Origin of the sequence: Rickettsia rickettsii (assembly GCF_001951015.1) — a bacterium.
Lineage (GTDB): Bacteria > Pseudomonadota > Alphaproteobacteria > Rickettsiales > Rickettsiaceae > Rickettsia > Rickettsia rickettsii.
Genome location: NZ_CP018914.1, coordinates 1,217,072 through 1,228,633, shown reverse-complemented (window position 1 = coordinate 1,228,633; position 11,562 = coordinate 1,217,072). Strand labels below are relative to the sequence as shown.

The window sequence follows — 11,562 nt, the reverse complement described above, 5'->3', positions numbered from 1 at the left end:
GCAATCTCGTGCCAAAGTCCTGAGATTGCCACGCTCCTTTTAGTCGTTCGCAATGACGGTTCAGGTATCCACGCAGAAATGACGTCCAGTATAGTAAAATACACTGAATTATGATTAAAATAAATTTATTTATGAAAAATATTTTTGATTCGATCAAATTACATTTTGTTCAATTTGCTACAAAATTAAAAATATTTTTTTTCAAAAGAAAAAAGATTGTGGTGTTACTAGGTAATAAAGGTGTATTTCTTAGTACTTTTCTCGATAATAAATTATTAGATAAATTATTTATCCCTACTCGGGAACAGATAGACTTAAATCCTTATAAAAACTTTTTTAGTAAATTTCCAAAAAGCGATATTTATTTTTTACTTGACGGCAGTGAATGTAAAACACGGCACGATCAAATACCTATATTACAGTCAATAGTTAAACTTGATCCTATTGAACAATTTATTGAAGGTTATTTTAATAAAGAAGACATTATAGCACATTGTGTTTACGAAATTACTACTACCCCAAGTGAAATTTGGTCGACTTTAATTATGTCGTGTCCATTTGAAACACCTTTAAGTGATATAATTTCATGCATTATAGATAAAAGATCTCTTGATTTAAAAGGAATTTACTTTTTAACGTTAGAGCTAAAAGTTATTATAAATAAAATAGTGCAGAATATAGAAAATGATAAATATAACGATTATTTTCAAATTTGTGTATATGCGTCACAAGCTAGCGGTATAAAATTTATTATCAAACATAAAAATAATATAATAACAATTAGAAATCTTGAGTATCCATTTGATAAAACAATCGGCTATGTTCAAGGTATTATAGAACAAGAAATTAATGATTGTTTGATATTATTTAAAAACTATATAAGTAATCTTGACCAAAGAGCCTGTATAATTCTTATAGTAGATGAAGAGTTAAAATCTTTATTAGAATCAACAAACTTTGAAGAACGCCCTGTAATCTTTATACCGGTTGATAATATACTAAATAAGCGAACTCTAGAAAAAGAAAGATTTATAGATACGAATATTAGTAGACTGTTTCTAGAATATAAGAGTTTTCCCGCTTATAATAATAATTTAAAATCAATAAAAAAACTAGTTACTATAAAGGATCTGACATTTAAATTATATAGTGCATTACTTATAATATTAATATTAGTGGTTGGTATTATCAAATATAATACAAAACAAAATTACAAAGACATAAACTCTATTAATGAAAAATATTATGCAACAAATCAAGAATATGATGAGATCAAATATAAATATCCTTATATTAAAAATACTACTAGCCTAGCTGATTTATATGTAATAGAAAAATTACTAGAAGCACCGGTACCACTGCCGTTTGATTTACTTAAAAGGCTAATAATTACTTTAAATCCGGCTTTTAAATTAGAAGAAATTAAATGGGAATTAACAAATATAGATAATATTTTGTTAGTTTCTAAGAGACAATTAATAATCAAGTTAATACTTAAATATCATACTAATAATCTATCGGTATATGAATCTCTAAAGATGCTAGATGATCATATGACAAACGTAAAAAATAAATTATCTAATTTGCAGATAGATTATGTTATATATAAGGATAAAATACTTGATATATTCGGTAAGGTAGTAATTCCTTTATCGGTTAATATAGTTGATAATAAAACGTAATATTCCATGTCATTCCCACGTAGGCGGGAATGACATAAACCATGCAACGGCACTAATAACCCAAGGTAAAAATAATGTTTGAAAAATATATTATGTATTTAAAGAATCTTATATTTTTTCAATTTATTATATATTTCTTCTTTATTTCCTTAACTATTTGGATAATAAAAATTTTCCAGCAAGAATACAGTAAATCTATTCTTGATAAACAAGTTTTACAAGAAAATCTAACAGAGGAAGTTTTAAAGCTTTATTCTGTCATTAACTCTAAAGAAGAAATATTAGAATCGTACAAAAAATATGTAGATTTAAGCGTGCCAAGTAGTGTGAGTTACTTAAATTATCAAGAACTAATTCCTAAAATAAAAAGCTTAAGCAATAAATATGATTTAGTAGAACCTATAGATGTATTTATAAATTCAGTATTTTTTAAAAATAATGTTCAGGCGATTGAAGGAGAAGGTGAATCGATTTATGTAAATAATTATAGCATAAATATAAAATATGCATGTGCAGATTTTTTGACTTTTCTAAAAATATTCTCTGAAATTTATTCTTATATGCCTCCTAATACTCTTATATCTTTTGTACGAGTACGTAATGAAGAAGTATTAACACCTAAGAATATATATAAACTTTCAGTAAATCATGCTCCTAATCTTATTTATGCTAAATTGATATTATATATCAGAGAATTAGCCTCAAAATAAATTACCAAAATGAATAATGCAATAGTACTTAATAACGTAAATACTAATTTATTTAAAAAAGATATTGTTAATAATTTTGTCAATAATCTTATGAAATCTACTTGCTCTACTATTGCAAATATGCTTGCTATAGATTATACGCTAAGGCTTAATTCTAAACCAGAGGCTGAAAAATATATTAATAAATGTATTTCTAGACTCAAAAATTATTTAGGTATGCGGGTTATTAACGATGATAATTTTTCCGTAGCATTAGAGTTATTTGCAATAATGATTACTTCTGAAGACGAAAATGAGCAAAATAAGAATAATATTTTAGAGCAATCACAAGATATAATAGCAGCAAATCTTGTAGAAGTTTATTTTGGAGATGAAATAAATAGTACCGAAAAAGAAAAAATTAAAAATATATTTAAAACTCTTTTAAAAGAGAAGAATTTTGATAAAATAATAAATTATGCGGAGTCTCACAAAAAATTATTTAAGGCTTCTGTAATGTATGTAATGAAGAAATATAATAATATTGATGAAGCAACCATCTATATAAAGAAAGAATTTAATAAAATATTAGAGATGTCTTTAGTATTTACACAAAAAAGTAATATATTTAAACAAGCAACTGGAAAAATCGCCGGTGCTGTTTGTGCTTTATTAGTCGGAGCAATCAGTGTTGCGACTGCAGGAGCGGCTTTTTCTATAATAGTTGTACCGGCATCAATTTTTGCCGTCAGATATGCACCTGAACTTGGTGAAAAAATTGGAGGATTAATTTTGAATAATGATAATGCAATAAAACTAGAACAAAGCAATATAGATAAGTTTATGAAAACATTACAAAATGATAAAGAACGTCTTCTATCTCAAGAAAAAACAAAAAACATCAAACAAAATATTAAAGTTTCTCCTTCTCAAATCAATGTTAAATTAACTAAGAAAGTGGTTAATGAAAAACATAGATAGGGTATAGTCATTGCGAGAAGAATTACGCAGTAATTCGACGAAGCAATCCAGTAAAAATTCTGTAAATCAGAATTGTTTTAATTATTTTTCTAGATTGCCACATCTCTACGCTCCTCGCAATGACGACTACGGTATCAACGCAAGCAAAGCTATTCGCATGAAATAAAGCTATTTTTACTTGAGAATATAAAATATTACTCTTATTATCTTTTTTTAAATCAATAAAATAACTTAATGAGAAAAGTAGTAATATCCGGTATGATCGGCAACGCTTTAGAATGGTATGATTATGCATTATATGCGCAATTTGCTTATATTATAGGGCAGCATTTTTTCCGGATCCAGAAATGCAAGAGACGTTAACTTTTGCGGTATTTGCTGTAGGCTTTGTAGTACGACCGCTCGGCGGTATTATTTTCGGTAATATAGGTGATAGATTCGGTAGACGTACTGCTTTGGTGATGGGTATTATAGCTATGGCAATAACGACGCCGGGATAGGGCTCTTACCAAGTTATAAAACTATTGGAATTGCCTCTCCTATTATTTTAACTATTATCAGACTCATACAAGGTTTTTCTTTAGGAGGGGAATTTAGCGGTTGTATTTCGTATATTGTAGAACATGCTTCGTTCGAGCAGCGAGGACTTGCGGGGAGTAGTTCATTTGTTAGTATGTGCAGCGGTATGCTGCTTGGACTTGGTACAGCAGCCGGTTTTTCTTATTTTATGCCTGCCGATATGCTATTTGAATGGGGTTGGAGGATACCTTTTATTGCCGGTTTATTTATTAGCTCCGTAGGTTTATATATTAGAAAGAACCTAGCAGAAAGTCCTATTTATAAAAAAGCTAAGGGAACAAGGCGTTTAGCACGTTTTCCTTTACGAGAAACATTAACAAAATACCCAAAAGAACTAATTATCGCACTTGGTCTGTATATTACCGTAACTGCTCCTTTTTATACTTCTACGGTTTTTATTGGTAATTTTATGCAAACACTCGGTTATACTAATCAGCAAAGCACAATTGTTAGTAGTATAATATTAATCGTAATGATGATAGTATTTCCTATATCTGCGTATGTTTCGGATAAGGTGGGGCGACGTCCTATACTAATATGGGGGATTATCTTGTTAATTTTATCAGTCTATCCTATTTTTGTAGTCTTAGGATCGATGAATTTTACTTTAGCTATAATATCTCAAGTAATATTTGCTGGAGTTATTAGCATCTATATGAGGCCTATTCCAATGGTTTTAGTAGAGATATTTCCGACTAGCATAAGATTTACCGGTGTTGCACTTTCATATAACCTTGCAGCTGCTATATTTGGCGGTACTGCTCCAATGTTAGCAATGATGTTAACGAAAGTGACTGGAGACAATTATGCTATTGCATATTATTTAATTGCACTTGCCTTGTTATCTTATATAATTCTAAAATTCTATAAAGAAACCTATAAAAAGAATCTAGTAAATTAATATGAGCGAAGTTTTTGAAATACCAAACGGTGAAAGCAAGGTTTTACTCCATTGTTGTTGTGCTCCTTGTGTTGGCCCTTTAATGGAAAAAATGATCGATACCGGCATTAAGTTTATGCTTTTTTTCTATAATCCTAATATTCATCCTAAAAAAGAATATGAGCTTCGTAAAAACGAAAATATTAAATTTGCCGAGAAACATAATATAGAATTTATCGATGCAGATTATGATCCACAAAATTGGTTTAGGCGTGCTAAAGGGATGGAGCTTGAGCCTGAGAGAGGTATACGCTGTACAATGTGTTTTGATATGCGTTTCGAGCGTACGGCTTTATATGCTTATGAGAACGGCTTTAAAGTTATAACTAGCTCGCTTGGTATTTCTAGATGGAAAGATATGAACCAAATTAATGAATCAGGAACTAGGGCGGCATCTCATTATGAAGGGGTGACCTATTGGACTTATAATTGGCGTAAAGATGGCGGTGCTAGCAGAATGTACGAAATTGCAAAAGAAGAGAACTTTTATAAACAAGAATTTTGCGGCTGTGTTTATTCTTTCCGTGATACTAACGATTGGCGAGTAGCAAACAATCGTCCTAAAATCGAGATCGGCAAGGAGTATTATTAAGACCTCAAATTAATAAAAAAATATTTTATTTTTTTGCATCTTTATATTCTAATAATCTAGACAATCTAGCTATATGAGGATTTTATATGAATAAATGGCAGTTACACGAAGCAAAGAATAAGTTAAGTAATATTATTGATATTGCAATGCATGGTACCCCTCAATGTATTACAAAAAGGGGTAAAGAAGCAGTTGTAATTATTAGTATAAAAGACTATAAACAACTTACTAAACAAAAACCTGATTTCAAAGAATATTTATTGAGCATACCTAAGACAGATAATTTGGATATTCAGAGAGCAAAAGGATATGCTAGAGATTTTGAATTATGAAATATTTATTAGATACTAATGTTGTATCTGAAATTCAAAAGAAAAAATCCAATTCTCAAGTAGCAGCATTGTTTTCAATTATTCATTCTAGCCAGTTATACTTAAGTTGTATTACTATCGGCGAAATAAGAAAGGGAATATCAAAATTAGCCAAGAAAGATAAAATAGCAAGTTTGAAATTAGAAAAATGGTTAGAAAGAATAATAATAGATTATAATGAAAAAATTCTTAATATGGACAAAAAAATATGTGAGGAGTGGGGTGAATTAATGAGTATTGATAGTACGAATGTAATCGATGCTTTAATAGCTGCACAGGCAAAACAAAGTAATATGATACTAGTTACTAGAAATATTAAACATTATAATATGTTTAATTAAAAATATTTGATCCTTTTAACTGATCAAAATTTTCTTTCCCAATAATAATACCCTATGAAAAAACTATCATTTCAGCAAATTATTCTGACATTACAAAATTATTGGCAGGATTATGGCTGTGCAATATTGCAACCTTACGATGCCTATGTTGGAGCCGGTACGTTTCACCCTGCAACTGTACTTCGCTGCCTTGGTACTAAACCTTGGTCTGTTGCATATGTTCAGCCATCAAGAAGACCAGGAGATAGCAGGTATGGTATGCATCCTAATAGAATGCAGCATTATTATCAGTTTCAAGTTATCTTAAAGCCGTCTCCGGATAATATTCAAGAGTTATATCTTAAAAGCTTAGAATGTTTAGGCATAGATTTAAAAATTCATGATATCAGATTTGTTGAAGATGATTGGGAGTCGCCAACCTTAGGTGCTGCCGGGCTTGGCTGGGAAGTATGGTGTAACGGTATGGAAGTATCGCAATTTACTTATATGCAGCAAATCGGTGGTATTGAATGCCGTCCCGTTGCCGGTGAAATCACTTATGGACTCGAGAGGCTTGCTTTATATATTCAAGGTGTTGATGAAGTAAGAGAGCTTGATTGGAACGGGCAAGTAGGCGAAAAAGCTTTAAAATACGGTGAAGTGGATTTCGAAGCTGAATGGCAATTTTCAAAATATAATTTAGAGCTTGCCGATAGTGAAATGTTACTGCGACATTTCAAGGATAGCGAAGACCAGTGTGAGAGATTAATCAAAGCTAATTTACCTATGCCGGCTTATGATGAATGCCTTAAGGCAAGTCATGCATTTAATCAACTAAATGCACTTGGAGTAATCAGCGTCACTGAGCGTGCTTCTTATGTTTTAAGAGTGCGTCATTTAGCTAGAATTTGTTGTACAAAATGGTTGGAGATGAACAAGTGAGCGAGTTATTATTAGAACTATTTAGCGAAGAAATTCCGGCTTTTATGCAAAAAAATGCTGAAGAGGGTTATTTAAATATATTCACAAAAATTTTTGAAGAAAACGAAATATTTGCAAAAGTACAAGTATTCGCGGGACCTCGCAGGATAACGCTGCATGCTACCCATTTGCCAAAGATAACTTTGCCAAAAGAGGAAGAAATTAAAGGACCAAGCATAGAAGCTCCGGAAGCCGCTATTAACGGCTTTTGTAAAGCTCATAATGTTAGTAAATTAGAGCTTCCTACTAAATTAATTAGTAATCAGCTATATTATTTCTTTGTCAAAAAAACAGAAGAAAGAGAAATAAAAGAGATTTTGCCGGAGATTATTATAGAGGCTATTAATAAATATAGCTGGGCAAAATCGATGTTTTGGGGTGATTACAAAATAAAATGGATTAGACCTCTGCGAAATATTTTATGTATATTTGACGGCGAAATATTACCGATGCAATTTGGGCATTTAACCGCTAATAATATTACGTATGGGCATCGTCTTACTGATAATAAAAAATTAGAAGTAACAGATTTTGAAGATTATAGAAATAAGCTTTTAGAAAATCATGTTATTTTAGAAAGAGCAAAGAGAGAGGAGATAATTAAAACCGGTTTACTGGAACTAGCAAATTCTCATGAGTTAATTATAAAAGAAGATAATCGTTTAGTAGAAGAAGTAGTAGGGCTTAGCGAATTTCCTGTTGTGCTGCTTGGAAAAATACCGCAAAAATTTTTAGAGTTACCTAAAGAAGTACTTATTTCTTCGATGCGTACGCATCAGAAATATTTTTGTTTATTTGATAAAACAGGAAATTTCACACCGTATTTTCTCTTTGTCAGTAATGGCAGATTTACAAATGCTGAACTAGTTATTCAAGGTAACGAGAAAGTTCTATCGGCACGTCTTTCGGATGCTTTATATTTTTGTAAGCAGGATATAGCTAAAACTTTAGAATCAAGATTAGGCCAATTAGAAGCTGTAACATTTCATGCAAAGCTTGGTAATTTAAGAGAAAAAATTGAACGCATAACCGATATTTGTAATTATATAGCTCCAAATAATAAGGATTTAATTACAGCAGCTAGACTTTGCAAAAGTGATCTTGTTTCTGAGATGGTCAGGGAATTTCCTGATTTACAGGGGATTATGGGTTATTATTATGCAAAACATGAAGGGCTAAATGCAGAAATAGCCGCTGCAATTAAAGACCATTATAAACCGCAAGGTTTGAGCGACAATGTACCAAGTGGAAATGCGGCTTTACTTGCTTTAGCCGATAAGCTAGATAGTTTAGTAGGTTTGATGATAGCAGGGGAAACACCAACAGGCTCAGGTGATCCATATGCCTTAAGACGTCAAGCTCTTGGTATAATAAGAATAATACTTGAAAATAAATTAGAGCTAAATTTTAATGATTTAATTAATTTTTCTATAAACTTATATAAAGATTCATCTGACGAAAATAAGAATTTAATAATATCTTTTTTTGAAGAAAGAGCAAAATTTTACTTTAAAAATGACTATGATATTGCGTTAATTAATGCAGTGCTTGACTTAAATTTAGTAGATACAAACTTTAAGCTTGATGAGTTAAAAGAATTTTTAATAGAAGACGCAGGCAAGCAATTATTAAATGCTTACAAACGAGCTAGCAATATAATTGGTGATCAGAAAATTACCGGCTTAGTTGATGTGAGTCTCTTTAGTACACAACCTGAAAAAGAATTATTTGAAGTAATCCAAAAAATTTCTCCGCAAATTATAGATAGTATAGCTGATAAAGATTATAAGAAAGCCTTAAATTTATTATCGTCTCTATTAACTCCCATTACTAGCTTTTTTGATAATGTACTCGTTAATGACTCTGATCCAAAGATCGCTCAAAATCGTTTGTCGTTATTACAGAATATTTGTGAATTATTTGATAAAGTAGCTAAGTTTAACCGCTTATGATAAACAAAGCAGTTCAATTTATAAAATCAGGTAAAGTGGTTGTTTTTCCGACTGAAACAGTCTATGGGATTGGTGCGGATGCCACAAATAATGAGGCGTGTTTAAAGATTTTTCAGTTCAAAGAGCGCCCTGCTATCAATCCGCTTATCGTGCATGTCTCCTCCATAGAGCAAGCAAAGGAAATAGGGGAGTTTGATGATTTAGCTACAAAAATAGCAGAAAAATTTTGGTCTGGACCATTATCTATAGTTGTCCCTTTAAAAGAGAATGCAAATATTGCCCCTAGCGTAACAGCAGGACTAAATACCATAGCACTTCGGATACCATCTTATCCTGTAGCGTTAGAGCTTATCAAACAATCAGGCATACCTATAGCTGCCCCAAGTGCTAACCCTTCAAACTATATTAGTCCGACTAACGCTGAGCATGTCACAAAACATTTTAAGGATAATCAGGAAATTTTTATTTTAGCACCTGAAATCTATCAATCTAAATATGGGCTAGAGTCAACGATAATTGATACAACAACTGTTACTCCTACTATTCTTAGAGAAGGGTTTATAACTGCTGAAATTTTAGGAGAAATACTAGGGATAGAAGTTTTGAAAGCATCAGAGACAAGTATTATAAAAGCTTCGGGAATGCTTGCAAAACACTATTCACCAAAAGTACCGGTTAGGCTAAATGCTATAAATTTAGAGGATAAAGAAATCGGATTAAATTTTAGCAATAGCAATCTTACAGGAAGATTTTCATTAAACTTAAGTGTAAAAGGTGACTTTATAGAAGCCGCTGCAAATCTTTATGCTTATTTAAGAATACTTGACGATTATGCTGCATCTCATGATGTAAGAGGTATAGCAGTTAGCCCTATACCTCAAGTGAATATAGGGGCTGCAATTAATGATCGCCTAAAACGTGCCGCAAAATAATAAATTTCGGCGTTCTATTCGCCTTAATAGCTTTTTGATGATATTTGGTAATTACATAGTTATCGTGCGGTTTTAAATAATCGTTTTTATTTATAATTTCAAAATTACTGTTCTGTTGTATTAACTCTATTGCTTCATAAAAATAATTTTCGATATCGGAAGCAAATACTAAATTACCATTGTCTTTTAGCTTATCTTGTAAAAGCTTAAGTCGTTCTTTATTGAAAATACGTTTCTTTTTTTGCTTATTTTTTATCCATGGATCGGGAAATAAAATATAAATTCCGTCAAGGCTATTACTTGGTATCTCATTTAATATTAAATCCAAATTATTAGGGAATAATAAAAAATTCGTGATATTTTGTTCGCCTGCAAGCTTTAAAATATTTGCAACTCCGTTTAAATATACCTCTATCCCAATAAAAAGTGCATTAGGATTCATTTTAGCTTGATTAATGAAATGCTCACCCATACCAAAGCCTATCTCAAGAAATACTTTACGTTTTTCATTTACAAGCTTTTCTTTAGAAAATAAATATTTTGGTAGTTTGTTATCTAATAAATTCTTTTGCACTCCTGATAAGCTTTTACCGATACGTCTTGCATATGACCGATTGAGATTAATAGGAGACAATAATATTACCCTACTGTGACCTTGTAGATCCTTATAAACGCTTTCAATATTATAACCATGATCTAAGAAAATTTGGGTTACCGCTTCTTCCTGTTTAAACCCTATTTCTAATATAATCTTACCGTTTGGTTTTAAGAATTGTTTGGCATTTTCGGCGATGAGAAAGTAAGCTTGCAGTCCGTCTTTTTCAGCAAATAAAGCAATAGACGGTTCATAATTGATTGTTTCAATTGCCATCTCTGATTTTTCGCTGTGAGCTATATATGGCGGGTTGCTAACGATAAAATCAAATTTCTGAGTTTCAATATTCTCAAACCAATTACTGTGAATAATCTGAATGCGATCCGTTACCTCATATTTTGCCGCGTTACTTTTGATAATGTCTATAGCATCAAGACTTATATCGGTTGCAACTACATTAGCATTCGGTAACTCACATAATAGACTGATAGCAATGCAGCCGCTACCTGTGCCAAGTTCTAGGATATTTAAGAATTTGTCATTGCAGTTTTTGCTTATGTCATTCCCGCGAAAGCAGGGATCCGGTTGTTTTTTTTCTGGATTCCCGCTTTCGCGGGAATGACATTGAAATACAACATCCACCAAAACTTCAGTATCGCTTCTTGGAATTAATACATGTTTATTAACAATAAATTCACGTGAGTAAAATTCTTTAACACCTGTAATATATACTATCGGTTCATGCTTTAATCTTCTCGCTAACAGTTTTTCAAAAGCTTCTATCTTGGCTTCATTTAACTGTTCATCAAGATTAATAAGTAAATACTCAATAGGTTTATTTATAACATGCTGTAGTAAAATTCGTGCTTCTAATTGCGGCGAACTAATACCTATTTTATTTAATTTATCTGTAGCGTCACTAAGAATTTGCTTTATAGAACATTGCAT

Annotated in this window: 9 protein-coding genes and 2 pseudogenes; 10 read left to right on the top strand and 1 reads right to left on the bottom strand. The window is 31.3% G+C overall.

What is annotated here, in order from left to right; genetic code table 11:
• The first annotated feature begins 110 nt into the window (after nt 1-110).
• The 10 genes and pseudogenes from BTU51_RS07415 to BTU51_RS07370 all read left to right on the top strand — a co-directional run bounded on the left by BTU51_RS07415 (nt 111) and on the right by BTU51_RS07370 (nt 10,019).
• On the top strand, nt 111-1,682 hold the full coding sequence (locus BTU51_RS07415; protein WP_012262638.1) for a hypothetical protein: 1,572 nt from the start codon (nt 111-113) through the stop codon (nt 1,680-1,682).
• A gap of 74 nt (nt 1,683-1,756) precedes the next feature.
• Nucleotides 1,757-2,392 (top strand): hypothetical protein, encoded by a 636-nt coding sequence (locus tag BTU51_RS07410; RefSeq protein ID WP_012151428.1) that lies wholly within the window; start codon nt 1,757-1,759, stop codon nt 2,390-2,392.
• Between the two features lie 9 nt (nt 2,393-2,401).
• Nucleotides 2,402-3,352 (top strand): RP853 family protein, encoded by a 951-nt coding sequence (locus BTU51_RS07405; RefSeq protein WP_012151427.1) that lies wholly within the window; start codon nt 2,402-2,404, stop codon nt 3,350-3,352.
• 234 nt (nt 3,353-3,586) lie between these two features.
• Nucleotides 3,587-4,832, top strand: a pseudogene (locus BTU51_RS07400) (MFS transporter).
• Nucleotide 4,833: 1 nt separating this feature from the next.
• Nucleotides 4,834-5,463: an epoxyqueuosine reductase QueH gene (locus tag BTU51_RS07395; protein WP_012151426.1), complete on the top strand. Its 630-nt coding sequence runs from the start codon at nt 4,834-4,836 to the stop codon at nt 5,461-5,463.
• Between the two features lie 86 nt (nt 5,464-5,549).
• On the top strand, nt 5,550-5,795 hold the full coding sequence (locus tag BTU51_RS07390) for a type II toxin-antitoxin system Phd/YefM family antitoxin (RefSeq protein ID WP_012151425.1): 246 nt from the start codon (nt 5,550-5,552) through the stop codon (nt 5,793-5,795).
• Nucleotides 5,792-6,198: pseudogene (locus tag BTU51_RS07385) on the top strand (PIN domain-containing protein). The gene BTU51_RS07390 and the pseudogene BTU51_RS07385 overlap by 4 nt, the downstream one beginning before the upstream one ends.
• Before the next feature lie 31 nt (nt 6,199-6,229).
• The gene (locus tag BTU51_RS07380; protein WP_012151423.1) at nt 6,230-7,096 is read left to right on the top strand and encodes a glycine--tRNA ligase subunit alpha; all 867 of its coding nucleotides are present in this window, start codon (nt 6,230-6,232) and stop codon (nt 7,094-7,096) included.
• Nucleotides 7,093-9,087 carry a glycine--tRNA ligase subunit beta gene (gene glyS, locus BTU51_RS07375; RefSeq protein WP_014362507.1) on the top strand — a complete coding sequence of 665 codons (1,995 nt, stop codon included), beginning with the start codon at nt 7,093-7,095 and terminating at the stop codon, nt 9,085-9,087. Before BTU51_RS07380 ends, glyS begins: the two co-directional genes overlap by 4 nt.
• Entirely contained in the window at nt 9,084-10,019 is a 936-nt protein-coding gene (locus tag BTU51_RS07370) for an L-threonylcarbamoyladenylate synthase (RefSeq protein ID WP_012151421.1), read from the top strand. Before glyS ends, BTU51_RS07370 begins: the two co-directional genes overlap by 4 nt.
• Here BTU51_RS07370 and trmB read toward each other — a convergent pair.
• Nucleotides 9,988-11,562 carry a bifunctional peptide chain release factor N(5)-glutamine methyltransferase PrmC/tRNA (guanosine(46)-N7)-methyltransferase TrmB gene (gene trmB, locus BTU51_RS07365; RefSeq protein WP_012151420.1) on the bottom strand — a complete coding sequence of 525 codons (1,575 nt, stop codon included), beginning with the start codon at nt 11,560-11,562 and terminating at the stop codon, nt 9,988-9,990. The two genes, BTU51_RS07370 and trmB, sit on opposite strands and share 32 nt — an antisense overlap.

Bases quoted from the DNA above. Each gene is read 5' to 3' on its own strand.
- BTU51_RS07415 (WP_012262638.1), top strand. From the start codon at position 111: ATGATTAAAATAAATTTATTTATGAAAAATATTTTTGATTCGATCAAA.
- BTU51_RS07370 (WP_012151421.1), top strand. From the start codon at position 9,084: ATGATAAACAAAGCAGTTCAATTTATAAAATCAGGTAAAGTGGTTGTT.
- BTU51_RS07410 (WP_012151428.1), top strand. From the start codon at position 1,757: ATGTTTGAAAAATATATTATGTATTTAAAGAATCTTATATTTTTTCAA.
- trmB (WP_012151420.1), bottom strand. From the start codon at position 11,562: ATGCAATGTTCTATAAAGCAAATTCTTAGTGACGCTACAGATAAATTA.
- BTU51_RS07405 (WP_012151427.1), top strand. From the start codon at position 2,402: ATGAATAATGCAATAGTACTTAATAACGTAAATACTAATTTATTTAAA.
- BTU51_RS07390 (WP_012151425.1), top strand. From the start codon at position 5,550: ATGAATAAATGGCAGTTACACGAAGCAAAGAATAAGTTAAGTAATATT.
- BTU51_RS07395 (WP_012151426.1), top strand. From the start codon at position 4,834: ATGAGCGAAGTTTTTGAAATACCAAACGGTGAAAGCAAGGTTTTACTC.
- BTU51_RS07380 (WP_012151423.1), top strand. From the start codon at position 6,230: ATGAAAAAACTATCATTTCAGCAAATTATTCTGACATTACAAAATTAT.